The organism is Frigoribacterium sp. CFBP 8766 (assembly GCF_014841435.1).
Lineage (GTDB): Bacteria > Actinomycetota > Actinomycetes > Actinomycetales > Microbacteriaceae > Frigoribacterium.
The window spans coordinates 985889-1007358 of sequence record NZ_JACYTX010000002.1 but is presented as its reverse complement, the minus strand read 5'-3'; the positions used below and the strand labels follow the sequence as shown (position 1 = coordinate 1007358).

Below are 21470 nucleotides of genomic sequence, written 5' to 3'. Positions count from 1 at the left end.
GGCGGCGACCCCCAGCGGCGTGACGGTCGGCGGCGGTAGCCTTGTCCCATGAGCGCACCGGACAAGGACTACCGCCTGCCTGACGGCGGACCCCGCATCGCCCCCCTGCCGAAGGTGTCGTTGCACGACCACCTCGACGGCGGGCTGCGGCCCCAGACCATCGTCGAGCTGGCCGACGAGATCGGCTACGAGCTGCCCGTCACGGGCGGGGCTGACGAGCTGGGGCGCTGGTTCGTCGACAGCGCCGACTCCGGCAACCTGCCCGACTACCTGAAGACGTTCGACGTCACGACCGCGGTCATGCAGACCGAGGCCGGCCTCGAGCGGGTGGCCCGCGAGTTCGTGCTCGACCTGGCCGCCGACGGCGTCGTCCACGGCGAGGTCCGCTGGGCTCCCGAGCAGCACCTGCAGGGCGGACTGAGCCTCGACCAGACCGTCGAGGCGGTCCAGCGCGGCATCGAGCAGGCGATCGACCAGCTCGACGGCGAGGGCCACGTCATCTCCGTCGGCCAGCTGGTCACCGCGATGCGGCACGCCGACCGCGGCCTCGAGATCGCGCAGCTGGCGATCAAGCACCGCGAGGCAGGCGTGATCGGGTTCGACATCGCCGGGGCCGAGGCGGGGTTCCCCGCGTCGAACCAGCGGCCGGCCTTCGACCTGCTGGCCCGTGAGTTCATGCCGGTCACCGTGCACGCTGGCGAGGCCGACGGCCTCGAGAGCATCCGCAGCGCGCTCCTCGACGGCCGGGCCCTCCGCCTCGGGCACGGCGTCCGCCTCGCCGAGGACATCCGGGTCGTCGCGTCCGCGGGCGACCAGACGACGGTCGAGCTCGGCCCGATCGCCGCGTGGGTCCGCGACCGCGAGATCGCCCTCGAGCTCTCGCCGCAGTCGAACCTCCAGACCGGCGCGATCGCCGCGTGGGGCCGCGACCTCGACGACCACCCGTTCGACCTGCTCTACCAGCTCGGCTACTGCGTCACGGTCAACACCGACAACCGCTTGATGAGCGACACCAGCCTCACGAAAGAGCTGGCGCTGCTCGCCCAGGCGTTCGACTACGGCGTGTCCGACCTCGAGACGTTCCAGCTCAACGCCGCGGCGTCGAGCTTCCTGCCCCTCGAGGACCGCGAGGCGCTGGCCGACCGCATCACGGCAGGCTTCGGGGAGGTCTGACCGTGGCGCTCCCGTCCCTGCCGGACTCGGCGGTCGTCATCGCCGCCGACGCCCCCGACTGGCGTGCCGCCGTCCTGCGGGCCGGCGACGCGCTCGTCGCCTCGGGCTCGACGCGCGACGGCTACGGCGACGAGATGGTCCGCATGATCGAGGAGCACGGCCCGTACGTCGTCATCGCGCCCGGTCTCGTGCTGGCGCACGCCCGCCCCGACGAGAGCGTCCTGCAGGACGGCCTCGCGGTGGTGACCCTCGCCGAGCCGGTGCCCTTCGGCCACCCGCACAACGACCCCGTGAACGTCGTCCTCGGCCTCGCGGTGGAGTCCGTGGGCGGCCACCTCGAGTCCATCGCCGACCTGGCGAACGTCTTCAACGACTCCACGGTGATCCCGGCGCTGGCGGCCGCCACGAGCGCCGACGAGGTCCGTCGGCTGATGGGGATGACCGCATGAAGATCGTGACCATCTGCGGCGCCGGCATCGGCAGCAGCGGGATCCTCAAGGTCAACGCCGAGCGCGTCCTGGCGCGGCTCGACATCGAGGCCGACGTGGTCGCCGCCGACGTCGCCTCCATCGGCACGGTCGCGGACGACGCCCAGGTGATCCTCACGTCGCAGGAGTTCGTCGAGGCGATCGGGGCGACCTTCGCGGACGTCATCGTCATCCAGAACCACTTCGACCAGGCCGAGCTCACCGAGAAGCTGCAGCGCTCGCTCGGCTGAGCAGGGGCGCCCACCTGGGCACACCACGAGGAGGGGCCAGGACGCACGACGTGCGACCTGGCCCCTCCTGTGGTCCGCGGGCCTGCCGGCCCGCGGTCTCGGTCAGCTCAGCAGCTCGCGCATCCCCGCGTCGAGGTCGGCGACGGCCGCCTCGGCGGCGACGCGGCGGTCGCGAGCGTCGCCCTCGGTGCTGGAGGCGTCGATGTAGACCTTGAGCTTGGGCTCGGTGCCGCTGGGGCGCACGATGACCCGCGATCCGTCGGTGAACCAGTACCGCAGCACGTCGCCGGCGGGGAACCCGCCGAAGCCGTCGCGGAAGTCGTCGACACGGTCGACGCGATGCGAGCCCACGGTCGCGGGAGGCGCCTCCCGCAGGCGGCTCGTCAGCCGGCCGATCTCGGCGAGGTCGTCCACCCGAAGCGAGATCTGCGACGACGCGTACGCCCCGAAGCGCTCGTCGAAGGCGACGAGGTGCTCGGCGACGGTCGAGCCGGCGGCGGTGAGCTCGGTCGCCAGCGCGAGGAAGTCGACGGCCGCGGAGATGCCGTCCTTGTCGCGGACCTTCTCGGGGTCGACGAGGTAGCCGAGGGCCTCCTCGTAGCCGTACAGCAGCCCGCCCACGCGGGAGACCCACTTGAAGCCGGTGAGGGTGTCGACGTAGTCCAGGTCGTAGCGGCGGGCGACCTCGCGGAGGGCCGGCGACGAGACGATGCTCGCGGCGAGGGTGCCGTCGACGTCGTCCCGCCGGGCGCGCTCTGCGGCGCGCCAGCCGAGCAGCGCGCCGACCTCGTTGCCCGAGAGGCGGCGCCAGCCGTTGACCGTCGGCACGGCGACGGCGAGCCGGTCGGCGTCGGGGTCGTTGGCGATCACCAGGTCGGCCGAGACGCGGTCGGCGGTGGCGAAGGCGAGGTCGAGCGCGCCCGGCTCCTCGGGGTTGGGGAACGCCACGGTCGGGAAGTCGGGGTCCGGCGCGGACTGCTCGGCGACGGGGATCGGCTCGACGAAGCCGGCCTGGGCGAAGACCCGACGGGCGACCTCCCACCCGACGCCGTGCATCGCCGTGTAGACGACGCGGGGCTGCGTGCCGGAGGCGGCGGTGCCGGCGAGCGCGGCCGTGCGGCGGACGTACTCGCCGACGAGGTCGTCGCCGGCCTCGGACCAGTCGTCCGACCGGGGCAGCTCGCTGACGGGGCGGGTGGCCGCGTCGTCGATGTGGGCCGCGATCTCGGCGTCGACCGGCGCGACGATCTGCGACCCCGCGTCGACCCCGCCGAGGTACACCTTGTAGCCGTTGTCCCGTGCGGGGTTGTGGCTCGCGGTCACCATGACCCCGGCGCTGACGTCGAGGTGGCGGACGGCGAAGGCCAGCACGGGCGTGGGCAGGGCGCGGGGGAGGATCGTCGTGCGGACGCCGGCCGCGGCCATGATCTCGGCCGTGTCCCGGGCGAAGACGGCGCTGTTCTTGCGCCCGTCGTAGCCGATCACGATCGAGGGAGCGCTCTCGCGCCCCGTGAGGAACGCCGCGAACCCGGCCGCGGCCTGGGCGACGAGCACGCGGTTCATCCGTGCCGAGCCGGCTCCGAGGGCACCGCGGAGCCCGGCGGTGCCGAAGGCGAGGCGCGAGTCGAAGCGGTCGTGCAGGTCGGCCAGGGCGGCGGCGTCGCCGGACTCGACCGCCGCGAGGACGGCGTCGAGCTCGTCGCGCGTCTCGGCGTCCGGGTCCTGGTCACGCCACGAGCGGGCGGCGGCGACCAGCGCCGTCTCGTCGACCCGTGCCGCGTGGTCGGTCACAGGGCCGCCACGATGCGAGCCAGCAGCTGGCTGATGGCGGCCTCGGCGTCCTTGCCTGCCTGCAGCACCTCCTGGTGGCTCAGCGGCGTCTTCTGGATGCCGGCGGCGAGGTTCGTGATGAGCGACATGCCGAGCACCTCCATGCCGGCCTCGCGGGCGGCGATGGCCTCGAGAGCGGTCGACATGCCCACGATGTGGCCGCCCATGGCCTTGGCCATCTGGACCTCGGCGGGCGTCTCGTAGTGCGGCCCGCGGAACTGCGTGTAGACGCCCTCGTCGAGGGTCGGGTCGATGCCCTTGGCGAGCTCGCGCAGACGCGCCGAGTAGAGGTCGGTGAGGTCGATGAAGGTGGCGCCCTCGAGGGGGCTGTCCGCCGTGAGGTTGATGTGGTCGCTGATCAGGACGGGGCTGCCGGGCGTCCACGTCTCCTTGATGCCGCCGGCGCCGTTCGTGAGGATCATCGTGCGGGCGCCCGTGGCGGCGGCGGTGCGGACGCTGTGCACGACGCGGCGGACGCCGTGGCCCTCGTAGTAGTGCGTGCGGGCACCGATGACGAGGGCGTTCTTCCCGCTCGGCAGCGCGATGCTGCGGATCGAGCCCGTGTGGCCGACGACCGCCGAGGCGCTGAAGCCCGTGATCTCGGTCGCCGGGATCTCGGCGGTGGTCTCGCCGATCAGGTCGGCGGCCTTCGCCCAGCCGCTGCCCAGGGTGAGGGCGACGTCGTGGTGGGCTACGCCGGTCGCCTCGGCGATCTGGGCGGCGGCGGTGCGGGCGACCTCGAAGGGGTCGGCGGCACCGTCGAGGGGGTGCGTGGGTGTCTCGGACATGCCGTCCACTCTAGGTCCCGCGCCCCGGCTCGCCTCTTCGCCTCCCCCTCCTCATTCAGGAACTTCCTGCCTGATCCGTGCGGTGGGGGGAACCGTGTTCCTGACTCGTGCACTGTTCAGGAAGCCCGGACCGTCAGGTCCTGAATACTGCGCGTCCAAGGGGCGTCGTGGTCGTCCCTGCACCGGCACCGGGCGTCTCACGGGCTTCCACAAGGAAGTCGAGGAGGTGCGGGCCGGGACCCGGACACCGGTGACGATGCCGCGATGGACCTCTCGCAGACACTGGCCGCGTTCGGCGGCATCGCGACCCGCCGCCAGCTCCTCGCGAGCGGGCACAGCGGAGGGGACCTGACGACGGCGGTGCAGCGGGGCGAGGTTCGCCGGGCCCGTCACGGTCACTACGCGAGACTCGACGCAGCCACGGACGCAGTCGCCGCCGTCCGTCTCGGCGGGCGCCTAGCGGGTCCGTCCGCCGCTTCCGTGCACGGGCTCTGGGCGGGGTACGACCGTCGTCTGCACGTCTCCGTTCCCCGCAACGCGTCGCGCCTCAGGGACGCGCGCCGGGCCACACCGGGGGGAGGAGCAGCGCCAAGGTCCGCCGACGACTCGGTGGTGGTCCACTGGACCGACACCGAGCCCCTCGACCTGAGCGAGCCGTGCTGGCTGTCGCCGGTCGTCGTCTGCCTCCGCCAGATGGTCGCGTGGTGCGACGAGATGACGGCGGTCGCCTGCGTCGACACGGCCCTGCAGGCCTCGCTCGTCGGTCTCGACGAGCTCACGGCAGGTCTGGAGGGCCACGGTCCACGGGCGCGGGCCGTGCTCCGGAGGTGCCGTCCGGGGTCGGACTCGGGAGTCGAGTCGATCGTGCGACAGGCCCTCGCCGCGAGGGGTGTCGAGGTCGAGCAACAGGTCGTGGTGACGTCGGTCGGCCCGAGCGACATGCGCCTGCGAGGTCGTCGCGGGCAGGCGCTCCGCGCGCTGGTGGAACTGGACGGTTTCGCTTTCCACTCGCGGCGGGACGCGTTCGACCGGGACCGGAGGAAGGACGCGGAAGCCGCATCGGCCGGCTACACGACCCTGCGGTTCAGCGCCGACCAGATCGAACGTGACCTCGGGGAGGTCATCGACACGATCGTCCGCGTTCGCGACGCGCATGATGCCGGAAAGGACGAGCCGAAATCCCTGAGCCGTGCACGGTTCAGGACGATCTGACCCCTTCTTGCGAGGATCAGGACAGATCTTCCTGAATGAGGAGGGGGAAGGGGCGCGGGCTAGTCGATGCTGAGGAGGACGTGGCCCGACGAGACCGTCTCGCCCACGGCGGCCGAGATGCCCGACACGACCCCGTCGCGGTGGGCTGCGACCGGCTGCTCCATCTTCATGGCCTCGAGCACGAGCACGAGGTCGCCCTTGACGACCTGCTGGCCCTCCTCGACCGCGAGCTTGACGACGGTCGCCTGCATGGGCGACTTCACCTCGGCACCCGTGGCGGTGACCACGGCGCCGCGACCGGAGCCGCGGCGGCGGGGGGCAGCCGCAGGAGGCGCGGTGCGCGCACCGAGACCGGCGGGCAACGAGACCTCGACGCGCTTGCCGCCGACCTCGACCACGACGGTGGTGCGCTGGTCGTCGGGGCGAGGAGCCTCGGCCTCGCCGCTCCACGCGGGGATGTCGTTGACGAAGTCGGTCTCGATCCAGCGGGTGTAGATCGAGAACGGCTCGTCGCCGGCGGGCGCGAAGGCAGGGTCGCGCACGATCGCGCGGTGGAACGGCAGCACGGTCGGCAGGCCCGCCACCTCGAACTCGTCGAGGGCGCGGCGGGAGCGCTCGAGCGCGTCCTCGCGGGAGGAGCCGGTGACGATCAGCTTGGCGAGCAGCGAGTCGAACGAGCCGCTGATCTCGTCGCCGGCCTGGACGCCGCTGTCGACGCGGACGCCGGGGCCGCCCGGCGCCTTGAAGACGTGCACGGGGCCGGGGGCGGGCATGAAGCCGCGGCCCGCGTCCTCGCCGTTGATGCGGAACTCGAACGAGTGGCCGCGGGGCTCGGGGTCGCCGTACTCGAGCACGCCGCCCTCGGCCAGGCGGAACTGCTCGCGGACGAGGTCGATGCCGGTGACCTCCTCCGAGACGGGGTGCTCGACCTGGAGGCGGGTGTTGACCTCGAGGAACGACACCGTCCCGTCCTTGCCGATCAGGAACTCGCAGGTGCCCGCGCCGACGTAGCCGACCTCGCGGAGGATCGCCTTGGACGACTCGTAGAGCGCGGTGGTCTGCGCCTCCGTCAGGAACGGGGCGGGCGCCTCCTCGACGAGCTTCTGGTGACGGCGCTGCAGCGAGCAGTCGCGCGTCGACACGACGACGACGTTGCCGTGCGCATCGGCGAGGCACTGGGTCTCGACGTGGCGGGGCTGGTCGAGGTACTTCTCGACGAAGCACTCGCCGCGGCCGAAGGCGGCGACGGCCTCGCGGACGGCCGAGTCGAACATCTCGGGCACCTCGTCGCGGGTGCGGGCGACCTTGAGGCCGCGTCCGCCGCCGCCGAAGGCCGCCTTGATGGCGACGGGCAGGCCGTGCTGGTCGACGAAGTCGAGCACCTCGTCGGCGCCCGAGACGGGGTTGAGGGTGCCGGGTGCGAGCGGTGCGCCGACCCGCTCGGCGATGTGCCGGGCGCTGACCTTGTCGCCGAGCTGCTCGATCGCCTCGGGGGAGGGGCCGATCCAGACGAGCCCCGCAGCGGTCACGGCGCGGGCGAAGTCGGCGTTCTCGGCGAGGAACCCGTAGCCGGGGTGCACGGCGTCGGCCCCCGAGCGGCGGGCGACCGAGAGGATCTTGTCGATGACGAGGTAGGTCTCGGCGCTCGTGGTGCCGCCCAGCGCGTAGGCCTCGTCGGCGAGGCGGGCGTGCTGCGCGTCCCTGTCCTGGTCGGCGTAGACGGCGACGCTGCCGATCCCGCTGTCGCGCGCTGCGCGGACGACCCGGACCGCGATCTCTCCACGGTTGGCGATGAGGACCTTGCTGATGGACGGCATAGTTCCCCACCCTATTGCGCCGCCCGCAGCCTCCTTTGGCTGACGTGCACGAAAACACGCAGGAGGCGCGTGAGGATTGCTACAAAGCGCCGGAGGTCGGCGTCGTCCACAGCTCGTGCCACGACACCCCGAAGCCGCGCACCAGCGAGCGCAGCACCGGCACCGACAGGCCGACGACGGCGCTCGGCGTGCCCTCGATGTGGGTGATGAACGCGGAGGCGCGGCCGTCGATGGTGAAGGCGCCCGCGACCTCGAGCGGCTCGCCGGTCTCGACGTAGGCGGCGAGCTCGGCCGGCTCGAGGTCGTCGGCGAAGACAAGGTCGGCGCTGGCGACGGCGCCCGTTCCGCCCGACGGGAACGAGGCGTCGGCGCGGGGCGAGCCGCCGCGGTGGTCGATCAGCCAGTGCCCCGACCAGAGGGTGCCCCGGCCGACCTCGGCCATGCGTCGCCAGCGATCGAGGGCGAGGGCCGGCTCGTGCGGCTTGCCGTGCACCTCGCCGTCGAACTCGAACGCGCTGTCGCCGCCGAGGACGAGGCCGTCGAGCGGTCGCCCGTCGACGGTCACGTCGAGGACGGCCTCCGCCTTCGCCCTGGCCAGGAGCGAGACGGTCTCGGAGGCGGTGAGGGCTCGGCCCGCCGCCTCCTCGGCCCGGGCGACCGCCGCCTCCTCGTCGACGCCCGGGCTGATCAGCACCGGCTCGACGCCCGCGGCCCGCAGCAGCGCGAGGCGTGCGGGGGAGGTGCTGGCCAGGTAGAGGGGAACGGTCATGTCCGCCAGCCTGGCAGACTCGGAGCATGGGAGACATGCTGGGCCGCGAGGTCGAACTGGACGTGACCGGGATCGCACACGGGGGCATCTCGGTGGCGCGCCTCGACGGGCGGGTCGTGTTCGTGTCGGACACGCTGCCGGGCGAGAAGGTGCTCGCGCGCGTGACCGACGACCGCAAGAAGTCGTTCTGGCGGGCCGAGACCGTCTCGGTCGTCGAGGCCAGCCCGCACCGACGGGAGCACGTCTGGTCGGCGGCGTCCGTCGACCGCGCTCCCGAGGACCGCGCGGGCGGCGCCGAGTTCGGGCACATCGAGCTGGGCCACCAGCGCGAGCTCAAGTCGCAGGTGGTCCGCGACGCCCTCACGAGGACGGGCGGGCTGCCCGACGAGCAGGCGACCGTCAGTGTCGAGGCCCTGCCCGGCGACGACGAGCGCGGAGGGACCGGCTGGCGCACCCGGGTGCGCCTGCACCTCGACGCCGAGGGGCGCCCCGGGCAGTACGCCGCCCGGTCGCACCGCGTCGTGCGGGTCGCCGACCTGCCCCTCGCGACCCCCGAGGTCGCCGAGGCCGCTCCGCTCGCCGACGCGTTCCCCGGCGAGGAGCACGTCGACGTGCTGGCGCCGAGCACGGGAGGAGCCCGCCTGATCATCGGCGGCCAGGCGCCCAGCACGGTCACCGAGGTGGTCGGCGACCGCACGTTCCAGCTCGACGACGGCGGCTTCTGGCAGGTGCACCGCCACGCCGCCGCGACGCTGACCGCCGCCGTCCAGCAGATGGTCGACGCCGAGCGCTTCGAGCCCGGCGCGGCCAACCTCGACCTCTACGGCGGCGTGGGGCTCCTCGCGGCCGCCGTGGGCGACGCGTTCGGCAGTCGCGTGCGCATCACCAGCGTCGAGAGCGACGAGCGCGCGACCGAGCACGCGTCCGAGAACCTGGCCGACTGGCTCGGCGCCTCGGCCGTCACCGGCCGGGTCGACCGGTGGGTGCGCCAGGCCGCCGCCCAGGCGACCTCGGCCGAGCGCGACCGCTTCCGCTCAGCCACCGTCGTCCTCGACCCGCCGCGCTCGGGGGCCGGTCGACCCGTGGTCGACGGCATCGCGCAACTCACCCCGGCGCAGGTCGTCTACGTCGCCTGCGACCCGGTCGCCCTCGCCCGTGACCTCGCGCTGTTCCGCGACCACGGGTACGACGTCGACGCGATCAGGGCCTTCGACCTGTTCCCCAGCACGCACCACGTCGAGACGGTGGTCCGGCTGCTCCGTCGGTGACTCCCCGTCACGTTACGATGACGACGTTGACGACCCGGGATTCAGGGACCGGGTCGCACGCGAACGAAGGACCATCGTGACCGACACCTCGACGGACGCTCCGGCGTCGACGACCCCCGCCCCCGTCCGCGTCGCCATCGTGGACGACCACGAGTCGGTGCGTCTCGGCATCCAGGCGGCATGCCAGGCCGAGGGCTTCGACGTCGTGCTGACCGCGGCCGGCGTGCAGGAACTGGTGGAGTCGCTGGCGGGCCGCGAGGTCGACGTCGTCGTCCTCGACCTCTCGCTCGGCGACGGCTCGACGGTCACCGAGAACGTGAAGCGGGTCCAGGCGACCGGCTCCGCCGTGCTCGTGCACAGCATCGCCGACCGGGTCGCGAGCGTCCGCGAGGCGCTCGCGGCGGGCGCCGCCGGCGTCATCCCCAAGTCCTCCGCCACGAAGACCGTCATGGCCGCCGTCGCGACCGTCGCCCGGGGGGACGTGCTCAACAACCTCGAGTGGGCCAGCGCGATCGACGCCGACCGCGACTTCGCCAAGGCCCAGCTCGGCCGGCGTGAGCGCGAGATCCTGCACCTCTACGCCTCGGGCCTGCCCCTCAAGCTCGCCGCCCAGCAGCTCGGCATCGGCTACTCGACCGCTCGGGAGTACCTCGACCGCATCCGCGTGAAGTACGTCGAGGTGGGGCGTCCGGCGCCCACGAAGGTCGACCTGCTCCGCCGCGCCGTCGAGGACGGCATCCTGCCGGGACTCGACGCGGACGGCGATGGCCGCTGAGTCCCTCCCGGCGCTGACGCCGCCGACGACGCGCTCGGCGCGGAACCCGATCAGCCGTGCCCTGTTCGACAAGGTGCTCGGCCGGGTCATCGCCCTGGCCGGGCTCATCTTCGGGCTGCAGGCGCTGCCGACGACGATGGCCCAGATCGAGGTCATGCAGGTGGCGTGGGCCTGGCTCATCGGGCTGGGGATGCTCGGCGCCGTCGTGGCCGTCGGCGTCGCGAGCGTCGTCGTGCGCGGGGTCGAGACGACCTGCGCGATCCTCGCGGTGTCCTACCTCGTGGCGATCGTCACGTGGCCCCTGGCCGTCGTCGACCCGGACCAGGTCCTCTCCGGCGTGCCGTGGCTCTGGTACCTCTGCACCGTCGCCACCGCGGCGGCGGCCTACGCCTTCTCCGCCTGGATCGCGATCGGCTACTCGGTCGTGGTCCCGCTCGTCTACGGCGCCATCCGGCTGACCCCGTCGGGAGGCGGCGAGTCGCTGACGCGCGCCGCCCTCGACTCGACCTACGCGATCCTGCTCGGCGGGGCCGTGCTCGTGCTCGTGCTCATCCTGCGCCAGGCGAGCGCGGCCGTCGACGCCGCCCAGGCCACGGCGGTCGCCCGGTACTCGGGGGCGATCCGCGAGCACGCGACCGAGCTCGAGCGCGTGCAGGTCGACGCCATCGTGCACGACAGCGTGCTGACCACCTTCATCCAGGCCGCACGGGCCTACACGCCGGCGGAGCAGGTCCTCGCCACGACCATGGCCCGCAACGCGATGGCCCACCTCACCTCGGCCGCCGCGACGACGCCCTTCGACGAGTCGACGACGACCCTCGGCGTCCTCCGCCGGCGCCTGTCGGACGCGGTGGACGCGACCGGCGTCGCCGTCGAGCTGCGCGTCGACGAGACGGACGACCGGGTGCTGCCGACCACCGCCGTGGAGGCCATCGTCAGCGCCGCGGCCCAGGCGCTCGTCAACAGCTCCCAGCACGCGGGTCCCGGCCCGGTCCGGCGATGGGTCGCCCTCGAGCGCACCGGCGACGCCGGCGTGCTCGTCGAGGTCGGCGACGACGGGGCGGGCTTCGACCCGGGTGCCGTGCCCGTGGAGCGCCTCGGGGTCCGCGTGTCGATCATCGAACGCGTCGCCAACGCGGGTGGCCGGGCCTGCATCGACTCCCGGCCGGGAGCGGGCACGATCGTCCGCGTGATGTGGCCCGCGGGCCTCGTCGTCGGCCCGGCGAGGGGAGACGCGTCGTGAGGATCACCGTCCCCCGCTGGCTCATCGTCTCGCTGGCGGCGGTCTTCTCCGGGTACCACCTGGTGCTCGGGGCGGTCTCGCTCGGCCAGGTCGCCGATCCCGTCCCCGTCGTCGCCTGCATGCTCGCGTACGCGGTCGTCACGGCCGTCGTGCTCTGGCCCAGCCGCCAGCCGGTGCTGCCCGTGTGGGCGGCGGCCTTCGCCCTCGCCGTGAGCATCGTGGTGCCGCTCGTCGTGACGAGCGTCCTCGACCCCGAGGCCGAGAACGGCTACGCGACCTGGTACGTCGCCGCCGTGGGCACGCTCATGGTGATCGTCTCCACGCGTCGTCGCCAGGGCTTCGCGTGGCTCGGCGTGGGCTTCATGGCCGTGCAGGGGGTCGCGTGGGCCGGGGTGTCCCAGATCGCCGACCTCGGCATCGTCGGCAGCGTCAGCTGGGTCGCCTTCTCGCACGCCATCTCGTCCACGCTGACCCGGGCCGGTCGCGAGACGCGGGAGTTCATCCTGGCCGAGCACGAGGCCGCGGACTGGCAGGCAGCCCAGGAGGCGCACGTCAACGAGCGTCAGTACCGCCTCCTGCAGACGGGCCGCACCGCCCGGCCCATGCTGCAGGCCATCGTGTCGCAGTCGGGCGACCTGTCGCCCGAGCAGCGACAGGAGAGCCTCCACCTCGAGGGCGCCATCCGGGACGAGATCCGCGGGAGGCGCCTCCTCGACGACGAGGTCCGTCGCGAGGTCATGGCGGCGCGACGCCGGGGGGCCGAGGTCAGCCTGCTCGACGAGGGCGGCATCGACGACGTCCCCGACGACGAGCTGCGGCGCATCCACGAGGCCCTCGCCGCGGCGCTGCACGGCTCGCGCGCGGACAAGCTGATCATCCGGACGGTCGCGGGCGGCGACCACGCCGTCAGCGTCGTCGGCCTCGGATCGCCGGACCTCAGCTCGAGCGCCCTCGGGCGGGGGGTCGCCGCCGAGGCCGACGAGGACGACGACGACGACGAGGTCCTCCTCTGGCTTCAGATACCGCGCCGGGCCGGGGTCTCGGGCGACCAGGGACCGGTCGACGACCTCGACGAACTCGAGGACCGCGACGAGGACAGCCGCGTCGTCCGCTAGGGCCGTGGGCCGGCCGCGGGGACGTGGGTCGCCGCGACGACGGAGGCCGGTGGCGGGGGGACCGGGCCTGAACGGGGAACGGCCCCGACGACGGGAAAGAGGGCCAGACACCCGTCTGGCCCTCATGGGAGATATCCCGGTCCAGAGCGACAACCCGAATGTCGCCCTGATCCGCCCCCGACCGAGAACTCGCTTACCCTAGTCAGCTCCCGATCGGTGGTGCGACTCAAGGAGAGGCACCTAGCAAGAACGAGTATGTCGCCCCCCGCCACGAGCGCAAAGTCGTCATTTAGGGGGACAACTCGGGGGTGAGCGACCCGTCTACCCCCGTTCGGGTGCCGTATCCGTGGGCATCGGGGCGCGCCGGTCCCGATGGCGGGGTACGAGGTCGGGGTACGCGCGCGGGTGCGGCCGGGCTCAGGCCGAGAAGCTGCGCCAGCGACCGGGGCCGCGGTCGACGGGGCGGCGGAGACGAGCCGCCCGGGAGGACCAGCCGGAGGGCGACGTGGAGACGTCCCGAGGGGCCGCCCTCGCCGCCTCGGCCGCCTCCGCCTCGAGGGCCGTCAGGACGGCCGTGACGGCGGCGAGCTCCTCCGGTGACGGCGAGCCTCCGACGACGCGCAGGAGCGGCCCCTCGGCCTCCTGCGCGGCGGTCGTGTCGTCGGCGGCGTGGCGGCCGCTCACAGGGGGATGTTCCCGTGCTTCTTGGGCGGCAGGTCGGCACGCTTCGTGCGGAGGGCCCGGAGCGCCTTGACGACGGCGACGCGGGTCGCCGCCGGCTCGATCACCCCGTCGAGCTCGCCGCGCTCGGCGGCCAGGAAGGGGCTGGCGACGTTGTAGGTGTACTCGCTGGCGAGCCTCGCCCGGACCGCGGCGACGTCCTCGCCCGCGGCCTCCGCGGCCTTGATCTCGTTGCGGTACAGGATGTTGACGGCGCCCTGGCCGCCCATGACGGCGATCTCGGCGGTCGGCCAGGCCAGGTTGATGTCGGCGCCCAGCTGCTTGGACCCCATCACGATGTAGGCGCCGCCGTAGGCCTTGCGGGTGATGACGGTCACGAGCGGCACGGTCGCCTCGGCGTAGGCGTAGAGCAGCTTCGCGCCGCGACGGATGACGCCCGTCCACTCCTGGTCGGTGCCCGGCAGGTACCCCGGCACGTCGACCAGGGTCAGGATGGGGATGCCGAACGCGTCGCAGAAGCGGACGAACCGACTCGCCTTCTCGCCCGCCTCGATGTTCAGGGTGCCGGCCATGGCGGACGGCTGGTTGGCGATGACGCCCACGGAGCGGCCCTCGACCCGGCCGAACCCGATGACGATGTTCGGCGCGAAGAGCGGCTGCACCTCGAGGAACTCCCCGTCGTCGACGACGTGCTCGATGACGGTCATCACGTCGTAGGGCTGGTTGGGGCTGTCCGGGATCAGCGTGTTCAGCTGGCGGTCGTCGTCCGTCGTCTCGAGCTCGACGGCCGTGTCGAAGACGTGCGGCTCCGACAGGTTGTTGTCGGGGAGGTACGAGAGCAGCGACCGCGCGTAGTCGAGCGCGTCGTCCTCGTCGCTCGCGAGGTAGTGCGAGACGCCGCTGACCTTGTTGTGCGTGAGGGCGCCGCCGAGCTCCTCGAAGCCGACGTCCTCGCCGGTGACGGTCTTGATGACGTCCGGGCCCGTCACGAACATGTGGCTGGTCTTGTCGACCATGATGACGAAGTCGGTGAGCGCCGGGGAGTACACCGCGCCTCCCGCCGCCGGGCCCATGATGAGCGAGATCTGCGGGATGACCCCGGAGGCGCGGGTGTTCAGCCGGAAGATCTCGCCGTACTTGCCGAGCGCGACCACCCCCTCCTGGATCCGGGCCCCGCCGGAGTCGAGGATGCCGATGATCGGCACGCCCGTCTTGAGGGCGAGCTCCATGACCTTGATGATCTTCTCGCCGGCGACCTCGCCGAGCGAGCCGCCGAAGATGGTGAAGTCCTGCGAGTAGACGGCGACCTGGCGGCCGTGCACCGTGCCCGTCCCCGTGACGACCGCGTCGCCGTAGGGGCGCTTCGACTCCATGCCGAAGGCGTGGGTGCGGTGGCGCACGAACTCGTCGAGCTCGACGAACGAGCCCGGGTCGAGGAGGCCGTCGATGCGCTCGCGGGCGGTCATCTTGCCCTTGGCGTGCTGCTTCGCGATCGCGGCCTCGCCGCTGGCCGTCACGGCCTCGTGGTAGCGGGCCTTGAGGTCGGCGAGCTTGCCCGCCGTCGTGCGGAGATCGGGCTGCGAGGCGTCGTCGCGGGGCGCGGAGTCGGAAGTCACACCGGTCACTCTACCGAGGGCGTCCGCGGCCGCCGTTGGAGGTTCCCTCGCGTGCGACCTGCCTCGGATGGTGGAAGTCGTCAACGCCTAGGCTGGCGGCGTGACCGACCCCACGAGCGCCTCCTTCCCCCTGAGCTCGGCCCACAGCCCGCGACTCGTGCACGTGGCCGAGACCGGGTCGACGAACGCGGACCTGCTGGCCGACGCGTCGGCCCCGCACCTGGCGGTCCTCGCCACGACGTCCCAGACGGCCGGGCGCGGGCGTCTCGGCCGCACCTGGACCGCGCCTCCGGGTCGCACGCTCGCCGTGAGCGTCCTCGTCGAGCGCCGCGGGCTGCCCGTCGAGTCCCTGGGCTGGGTGCCCCTCGCCGCGGGCGTCGCGATGCGCGCCTCCCTCGCGGACGTCGTCCGGACGGGCGAGGTCGGCCTGAAGTGGCCGAACGACGTCCAGGTGGACGGCCTCAAGGTGTGCGGGATCCTCGCCCAGGCGCGCGACGACGCGTCGGCCGTGGTGGTCGGCGCAGGCGTCAACCTCTCGCTGACCCGGGACGAGCTGCCGACGACGGTGTCCACCTCGCTGTCGCTGCACGGCGCCGAGGGGGCGACGGAGGCGCTGGCCGACCAGGTCCTGTCGGCGTGGCTCGCCGACGTCGTCGCGCTCGTCGACGCGCTCGCGTCCGCGGGGGGCGACGCCGAGGCGAGCGGGCTGCGTGCCCGCGTGCTCGCCGACTGCACGACGCTCGGCCGCCGGGTGCGCGTCGAGCTGCCCTCGGGCGAGGTCCTGACCGGCACGGCGTCGTCGATCGACCACGAGGGTCGTCTGGTCGTCGAGCCGCCGACCGGGGGCGCCGTCGCCGTGTCCTCCGGCGACGTCACCCACCTGCGGTATGAATGACCCCGTGAGCACGGCCGAGCAGCAGCCCCGAGAAGAGGTCGTCGCGCGCCTGCACCCGCACTCCCGGGTGCTGTTCTGGCCGTCGGTGGCCCTCGTCGCGGTGTGCGCGGCAGGCGGCTACTTCGGCAGCTGGTTCGAGCTCGAGTGGCAGAACTGGATCGTGCGGGCGGCTGCCGTGCTCCTGGCGGTGCTGCTGTGGCTCGTCCCCGTCCTCGTCTGGCTCGGTCGCCGCTACGTCATCACGACGAGGCGCATCGTCCTGCGGCGGGGGTTCTTCGTCCGGTCGCGTCAGGAGCTCCTGCACAGCCGCGGCTACGACCTCACCGTGCGCAAGAACGCCGTGCAGAGCCTCTTCCGCAGCGGGGACGTGCTCGTGAACACGGGGCTCGACCGCCCGGTCGTGCTCTGGGACGTGCCGGGGGCCGACCTGGTGCAGGCGACCCTGCACGACCTGATGGAGGCGGACGCGACCCTCGTCGCGCAGCGCCGCCGACTCGACCAGTCGACCCCGGGCGCGTGGCCGCGTGCGGGAGAACAGGATACGATATTCCAGTGAAGATCTCCGTCATCGGCTGTGGTTACCTCGGAGCGGTCCATGCCGCGTGCATGGCCGAACTCGGCCACGACGTCGTCGGCGTCGACGTCGACGCGCGCAAGGTGGCCGAGCTCTCCGCAGGGCGAGCACCGTTCTTCGAGCCCGGCCTGCCTGAGGTGCTGGCGCGCGCCACCGCCAGCGGACGGCTCCGCTTCACCACCGACATGTCGGAGGCGGCGGGTGCCCAGGTGCACTTCGTCGCCGTGGGCACGCCCCAGACCGCAGGGAGCCACGCGGCGGACATGACCTACGTGGACGCGGCGGTGACGGCACTGCTGCCGCACCTCGCGGAGGGCGACCTCGTCGTGGGGAAGTCGACGGTCCCGGTCGGCACCGCGGCTCGTCTCGCGGAGCGGGTGCGCGCCTCCTCGTCCGGCGCCGACCTCGCCTGGAACCCGGAGTTCCTCAGGGAGGGCTTCGCCGTGAAGGACACGGTCTCGCCCGACCGTTTCGTCTACGGTGTCCCGGCCGGCGCCGGAGGAGAGCGCGCCACGGCGCTGCTCGACGAGGTCTACGCGACGGCGCTCGCGACGGGCACGCCGCGCCTCGTCATGGACTACGCGACCGCGGAGCTCGTCAAGGTGTCGGCGAACGCGTTCCTCGCGACCAAGATCTCGTTCATCAACGCCATGGCCGAGATCGCGGAGGCGACGGGTGCGGACGTCACGCAGCTCGCCGACGCGATCGGCCACGACGCCCGCATCGGCCGCAAGTTCCTGAACGCCGGCCTGGGCTTCGGCGGGGGCTGCCTGCCGAAGGACATCCGGGCGTTCCAGGCACGGGCCGACGAGCTCGGCCTCGAGTCGCTGGCGTTCCTCGCGGACGTCGACGCGGTCAACCTGCGGAGGCGCGCGAAGGTCGTCGACCTCGCGGCAGAGCTCGTCGGGAACGTCAGCGGCGCTCGCGTCGCGGTGCTCGGCGTCGCGTTCAAGCCCGACAGCGACGACGTGCGCGACTCGCCCGCGCTCGACGTCGCGAGAGCGCTGCACGCCAGGGGAGCGTCCGTCCGCGTGTACGACCCCGAGGCCGCCGGGACGGCCGCGCGCCTGGCGCCCGAGCTCGAGTACGCGGCGGGCGCGGACGCTGCCCTCCGCGGTGCCGACGTCGTCCTCGTGCTCACGGAGTGGGCCGAGTTCCGCCAGCTCGACCCGTCCCACGTGGGCGGCCTCGTGGCCGCTCGGCGCATCGTCGACGCTCGCAACGTCCTCGACCTCGCGGCGTGGCGCGCCGAGGGGTTCGAGGCGCGCGGGCTCGGTCGCCCCTGAGCCGGTCCCCGACCCCGGCCCTGGGCCCGGACCGGTCCCGTCCGGACGCCCGGGGGCGGCGTGGCGGGGGCCACGACCGGGTGGCGGACGCCGATAGCATCGTCCCCATGGCATCCACGAAGCAGACCGCCGTCCTCGCCGTGGCGGCGGGTCTCGTCCTCGTCCTGAGCGGCTGCACGGGGTCGGGCGGGCCGACCGCGAGCCCGACGCCGACCAGCTCCGCGAGCGTCACGGGCAGCCCGTCGCCGTCGTCCTCGCTGTCCCCCGGCGAGACGGAGCCGGCCGACGAGCCGTCGAGCGCGGCCCCCGTGCCCACGGCCGGTGCGGACGCGTGGACCGACCAGACCGCCTACGACGCCTGCGTCGAGGCCGCCGGTGCCGAGCTCGAGGCCGGCTACACGTGGGCGGACCGCTCGACGCAGACGCTCGTGGCGGCCGACGGCGGGGTCTCGATCGACATCACCGGCATCTTCACGGGCGGCGACGTGGGCGTGGCCAACGTCACGTTCCGCTGCCTGCTGACCGGCGACCGGTCGTCGCCGCAGGTGACCGGCGAGATCGTCAGCTGACCCGACGCCACCACCAGGAGACGACATGACCTACCGCATCGGAGTCATCGGAGGCGGCCAGCTCGCCCGCATGATGGTCCCGCCCGCCGTCCACCTCGGCATCGAGATCTCGGTGCTGGCCGAGGCCGAGGGCAGTTCCGCCCGACTCGCCGCGACGCAGGTCGGCGACTACCACGACGCGGAGACGGTGCTGCGGTTCGCGAAGGACGTCCACGCCGTGACCTTCGACCACGAGCACGTCCCCCAGGACGTGCTGCGGGCTCTGGTCGACGCCGGCGTCGAGGTCCACCCGAGCCCCGAGGCGCTCTTCGTGGCCCAGGACAAGATCGTCATGCGCGAGCGCCTCACGGCGCTCGGGCTGCCGGTCCCCGCGTGGGCGACCGTCCGTGGTCGCGACGACCTGGCCGCCTTCCTCGCCGAGCACGGCGGGCGCGCGGTGGTGAAGACGCCGCGCGGCGGCTACGACGGCAAGGGCGTCCGGGTCGTGCGCTCGGCGGACGGGGCGGACGACTGGTTCGCGGCGCTCGGCGCGACCGGCGCCTCCGACGCCCTGCTCGTGGAGGAGCTCGTCGAGTTCCGGCGGGAGCTCGCGCAGCTGGTCGCTCGTCGGCCCTCCGGCGAGATCGCCGCGTGGCCCCTCGTCGAGACGGTGCAGCGGGACGGAGTGTGTGCCGAGGTCACGGCGCCGGCCCCCGACGCCGACGACGCCCTGTCCGACGAGGCCCGGCGGATCGCGACCGTCGTCGCCGAGCACGTCGGCGTCACGGGCGTGCTGGCGGTGGAGCTCTTCGAGACGACCGACGGCCGCCTCCTGATCAACGAGCTCGCTATGCGGCCCCACAACACCGGGCACTGGAGCATCGACGGCGCCGTCACGAGCCAGTTCGAGCAGCACCTCCGGGCCGTGCTCGACCTGCCCCTCGGCGACACGAGCCCGCACCGTGCCTGGAGCGTCATGGTCAACGTGCTCGGCGGCCCCGCCCGGGGCACGATGGCCGACCGGCTCCCGGCCCTGATGGCCGACCAGCCGGGTGCGAAGGTGCACGACTACGGCAAGGACCCTCGCCCCGGTCGCAAGGTCGGGCACGTCACGACGACCGGGCCGGACCTCGAGGACGCCCGGGGGAGGGCGCGCGCCGCTGTCCGTTTCTTCGAGGACTGACGGCTATCCTCTCCTTCGTGCCTGACCAGACGACCGAGCCCGAGACCGCCCCGACGCCCGAGCGAGCGCCCACGGTGGCCATCGTCATGGGCTCGGACAGCGACTGGCCGACGATGCAGAGCGCCGCCGCGATCCTCACCGAGTTCGGCATCGCCCACGAGGTCGAGGTCGTCTCCGCCCACCGGACGCCGGAGAAGATGATCCGCTTCGGCCAGCAGGCCGCCGGTCGCGGCATCCGCGTGGTGATCGCGGGCGCAGGAGGCGCGGCCCACCTCCCGGGGATGCTCGCGTCGGTCACGACCCTCCCGGTCATCGGCGTGCCGGTGGCCCTCGCGAAGCTCGACGGCCTCGACTCCCTCCTCTCGATCGTCCAGATGCCGGCGGGCATCCCGGTGGCCACCGTGTCGATCGGCGGTGCCGCCAACGCCGGCCTGCTCGCCGCCCGCATCCTCGGCTCCGGCGATCCCGACCTGTCGGCGCGGCTCGCCGACTACGCGACGAGCCTGGGCGAGCTCGTCGAGGAGAAGAACGCCGCCCTGCAGCGATCGCTGTGAGCGCCGCCTCCCTGCCGGTCCGGCACCCCGACGTCTCGTCGTCCTCGTTCATGACGCGGAGGGCGTGGACGCTGGTGCTCCTCAACGTCCTGATCCCCGGCTCGGCCCAGGTGCTCGCGGGCAGCCGGAGGCTCGGTCGCTGGGGCCTGGCGTCCACCCTCGTGTCGTGGGCTGTGGTCCTCGTCACCGTGGCCCTCGCCCTGTTCTGGAGCACCCCTCTCCTCGAGGTCGCGACGAACGTCGTCGCCCTGACCGTCGTCCAGGTGTTCCTCGTGTACTACGCGGTGCTCTGGGTCGTCCTGACGCTCGACACGCTCAGGCTCGTGAGGATCATCCGGACGGCGCCCACGGCGCGCGGGTTCATCGCCGGCGTGATGGCGCTGCTGCTCGTCGCGACGGTGGGGCCGGTCGCCTGGGGCGCCTACCTGACGAGCGTCCAGCACGGCCTCCTGAACTCGCTCTTCACCTCGCAGGCCGCCGCGGCCGATCCCGTGAACGGGCGGTACAACATCCTGCTGCTCGGCGGCGACGCCGGAGCCGACCGCACCGGGCTCCGGCCCGACAGCATCTCCGTGGCGAGCATCGACGCCGAGACGGGGGCGACGACGATCGTGGGCATCCCCCGGAACCTCTACAACGCTCCGTTCTCCGAGGGGTCGCCGCTCTGGGGCGAGTTCCCCGACGGCTACAGCTGCGGGGACGACTGCCTGATCAGCTACCTCTACACCTACGGCGAGGAGCACCCGGAGCTCTACCCCGACGCCGAGTCGAAGGGCAGCAACCCCGGCATCGAGGCCATGCGCGACGCCGTCCAGGGCGTCACGGGCCTGACGCTCCAGTACTACGTGCTGATCGACATGCAGGGCTTCGTCGACCTGATCGACGCCCTCGGCGGGATCTCGGTGAACAACACCGAGGGGCGCCTGCCCATCAACGGCGGCGTCGACGCCGCCGGCAACCCGATCAACGTCGACGGGTGGATCGAGCCGGGGGAGCAGGTCCTCGACGGCTACCACGCCCTCTGGTACGCGCGTGCCCGCCACGGCTCGGACGACTACCACCGGATGGCGCGACAGCGCGAGGTGCAGCAGGCGCTGCTGTCGCAGTTCCAGCCGGCCACCGTGCTGTCCAAGTTCCAGTCGGTCGCGTCGGCGGGGGTGCAGACCGTCGACACGGACATCCCCCAGGCCGCTCTCGGTGCATTCGGCCAGCTGGCCCTGAAGGCCAAGGAACAGCAGATCAGCGACCTCGAGATCGTCCCGCCGACCTACTCGAACGTCTACCCCGACTACGACGTCATCCGCGCCGACGTGGCGACGGCGACGGCCCCGGCGGCCCCGGCGGGCTAGTCGCGACGGCCCGGCCTCCTGCAGCTGGCACCGGCGGGCCTGCCGGCCCGCTCGAGTCACGGACGACCGTCCCGGT

General features: G+C 73.1%; 21 protein-coding genes. 15 read left to right on the top strand and 6 right to left on the bottom strand.

Annotated features, from left to right (window positions below; all coding sequences use genetic code 11):
* Positions 1 to 48 precede the first annotated feature (48 nt).
* The 3 genes from IFT90_RS10435 to IFT90_RS10425 are packed head-to-tail and all read left to right on the top strand — an operon-like array spanning position 49 to position 1891.
* Entirely contained in the window at positions 49 to 1173 is a 1125-nt protein-coding gene (locus tag IFT90_RS10435; RefSeq protein ID WP_192042087.1) for an adenosine deaminase, read from the top strand.
* A gap of 2 nt (positions 1174 to 1175) precedes the next feature.
* A complete protein-coding gene (locus tag IFT90_RS10430) occupies positions 1176 to 1622 on the top strand; it encodes a PTS sugar transporter subunit IIA (RefSeq protein WP_192042086.1) in 447 nt (148 codons plus the stop codon).
* Positions 1619 to 1891: a PTS sugar transporter subunit IIB gene (locus tag IFT90_RS10425; protein ID WP_123546558.1), complete on the top strand. Its 273-nt coding sequence runs from the start codon at positions 1619 to 1621 to the stop codon at positions 1889 to 1891. Before IFT90_RS10430 ends, IFT90_RS10425 begins: the two co-directional genes overlap by 4 nt.
* Before the next feature lie 102 nt (positions 1892 to 1993).
* On the opposite strand, the gene IFT90_RS10420 is transcribed toward IFT90_RS10425, so the two are convergent.
* Both IFT90_RS10420 and IFT90_RS10415 read right to left on the bottom strand, forming a co-directional pair.
* A complete protein-coding gene (locus IFT90_RS10420) occupies positions 1994 to 3682 on the bottom strand; it encodes a phospho-sugar mutase (protein WP_192042085.1) in 1689 nt (562 codons plus the stop codon).
* Positions 3679 to 4509, bottom strand: a complete 831-nt coding sequence (locus IFT90_RS10415; protein WP_123546556.1) for a purine-nucleoside phosphorylase — start codon at positions 4507 to 4509, stop codon at positions 3679 to 3681. The genes IFT90_RS10420 and IFT90_RS10415 overlap by 4 nt, the downstream gene beginning before the upstream one ends.
* A 714-nt stretch (positions 4510 to 5223) precedes the next feature.
* Between IFT90_RS10415 and IFT90_RS16705 the strand changes: the two genes are divergently transcribed.
* On the top strand, positions 5224 to 5721 hold the full coding sequence (locus IFT90_RS16705; protein WP_207106319.1) for a DUF559 domain-containing protein: 498 nt from the start codon (positions 5224 to 5226) through the stop codon (positions 5719 to 5721).
* A 59-nt stretch (positions 5722 to 5780) separates the two neighbouring features.
* Here the strand turns inward: IFT90_RS16705 and IFT90_RS10405 are convergent, their stop codons facing one another.
* Together IFT90_RS10405 and IFT90_RS10400 are read right to left on the bottom strand one after the other, a co-directional pair.
* The gene (locus IFT90_RS10405) at positions 5781 to 7538 is read right to left on the bottom strand and encodes a biotin carboxylase N-terminal domain-containing protein (RefSeq protein WP_123546555.1); all 1758 of its coding nucleotides are present in this window, start codon (positions 7536 to 7538) and stop codon (positions 5781 to 5783) included.
* A 79-nt stretch (positions 7539 to 7617) separates the two neighbouring features.
* Positions 7618 to 8307: a nucleoside triphosphate pyrophosphatase gene (locus tag IFT90_RS10400; protein ID WP_192042083.1), complete on the bottom strand. Its 690-nt coding sequence runs from the start codon at positions 8305 to 8307 to the stop codon at positions 7618 to 7620.
* A 26-nt stretch (positions 8308 to 8333) separates the two neighbouring features.
* Between IFT90_RS10400 and IFT90_RS10395 the strand changes: the two genes are divergently transcribed.
* From IFT90_RS10395 to IFT90_RS10380, 4 genes are all read left to right on the top strand, one after another.
* On the top strand, positions 8334 to 9575 hold the full coding sequence (locus IFT90_RS10395; protein WP_192042082.1) for a class I SAM-dependent RNA methyltransferase: 1242 nt from the start codon (positions 8334 to 8336) through the stop codon (positions 9573 to 9575).
* Positions 9576 to 9651: 76 nt separating this feature from the next.
* Entirely contained in the window at positions 9652 to 10350 is a 699-nt protein-coding gene (locus IFT90_RS10390; RefSeq protein WP_223269329.1) for a response regulator transcription factor, read from the top strand.
* A complete protein-coding gene (locus IFT90_RS10385) occupies positions 10340 to 11593 on the top strand; it encodes a sensor histidine kinase (protein ID WP_192042081.1) in 1254 nt (417 codons plus the stop codon). Before IFT90_RS10390 ends, IFT90_RS10385 begins: the two co-directional genes overlap by 11 nt.
* On the top strand, positions 11590 to 12708 hold the full coding sequence (locus IFT90_RS10380) for a hypothetical protein (protein ID WP_371740922.1): 1119 nt from the start codon (positions 11590 to 11592) through the stop codon (positions 12706 to 12708). The genes IFT90_RS10385 and IFT90_RS10380 overlap by 4 nt, the downstream gene beginning before the upstream one ends.
* Before the next feature lie 417 nt (positions 12709 to 13125).
* On the opposite strand, the gene IFT90_RS10375 is transcribed toward IFT90_RS10380, so the two are convergent.
* Together IFT90_RS10375 and IFT90_RS10370 are read right to left on the bottom strand one after the other, a co-directional pair.
* Positions 13126 to 13392: an acyl-CoA carboxylase subunit epsilon gene (locus IFT90_RS10375; protein ID WP_192042080.1), complete on the bottom strand. Its 267-nt coding sequence runs from the start codon at positions 13390 to 13392 to the stop codon at positions 13126 to 13128.
* Positions 13389 to 15005 carry an acyl-CoA carboxylase subunit beta gene (locus IFT90_RS10370; RefSeq protein WP_192042079.1) on the bottom strand — a complete coding sequence of 539 codons (1617 nt, stop codon included), beginning with the start codon at positions 15003 to 15005 and terminating at the stop codon, positions 13389 to 13391. The genes IFT90_RS10375 and IFT90_RS10370 overlap by 4 nt, the downstream gene beginning before the upstream one ends.
* Positions 15006 to 15105: 100 nt before the next feature.
* Here IFT90_RS10370 and IFT90_RS10365 point away from each other — a divergent pair, with 100 nt between their 5' ends.
* The 7 genes from IFT90_RS10365 to IFT90_RS10335 all read left to right on the top strand — a co-directional run bounded on the left by IFT90_RS10365 (position 15106) and on the right by IFT90_RS10335 (position 21394).
* A complete protein-coding gene (locus IFT90_RS10365; RefSeq protein ID WP_192042078.1) occupies positions 15106 to 15900 on the top strand; it encodes a biotin--[acetyl-CoA-carboxylase] ligase in 795 nt (264 codons plus the stop codon).
* Between the two features lie 4 nt (positions 15901 to 15904).
* Positions 15905 to 16456: a PH domain-containing protein gene (locus IFT90_RS10360; RefSeq protein ID WP_371740921.1), complete on the top strand. Its 552-nt coding sequence runs from the start codon at positions 15905 to 15907 to the stop codon at positions 16454 to 16456.
* Positions 16453 to 17760: a UDP-glucose/GDP-mannose dehydrogenase family protein gene (locus tag IFT90_RS10355; protein ID WP_192042076.1), complete on the top strand. Its 1308-nt coding sequence runs from the start codon at positions 16453 to 16455 to the stop codon at positions 17758 to 17760. The genes IFT90_RS10360 and IFT90_RS10355 overlap by 4 nt, the downstream gene beginning before the upstream one ends.
* Positions 17761 to 17867: 107 nt before the next feature.
* The gene (locus IFT90_RS10350) at positions 17868 to 18329 is read left to right on the top strand and encodes a hypothetical protein (RefSeq protein WP_192042075.1); all 462 of its coding nucleotides are present in this window, start codon (positions 17868 to 17870) and stop codon (positions 18327 to 18329) included.
* Positions 18330 to 18354: 25 nt separating this feature from the next.
* Entirely contained in the window at positions 18355 to 19491 is a 1137-nt protein-coding gene (locus tag IFT90_RS10345; RefSeq protein WP_192042074.1) for a 5-(carboxyamino)imidazole ribonucleotide synthase, read from the top strand.
* 86 nt (positions 19492 to 19577) lie between these two features.
* Positions 19578 to 20045, top strand: a complete 468-nt coding sequence (gene purE, locus IFT90_RS10340; protein WP_123547286.1) for a 5-(carboxyamino)imidazole ribonucleotide mutase — start codon at positions 19578 to 19580, stop codon at positions 20043 to 20045.
* Positions 20042 to 21394: an LCP family protein gene (locus tag IFT90_RS10335; RefSeq protein ID WP_371740920.1), complete on the top strand. Its 1353-nt coding sequence runs from the start codon at positions 20042 to 20044 to the stop codon at positions 21392 to 21394. The genes purE and IFT90_RS10335 overlap by 4 nt, the downstream gene beginning before the upstream one ends.
* Positions 21395 to 21470: the final 76 nt, after the last annotated feature.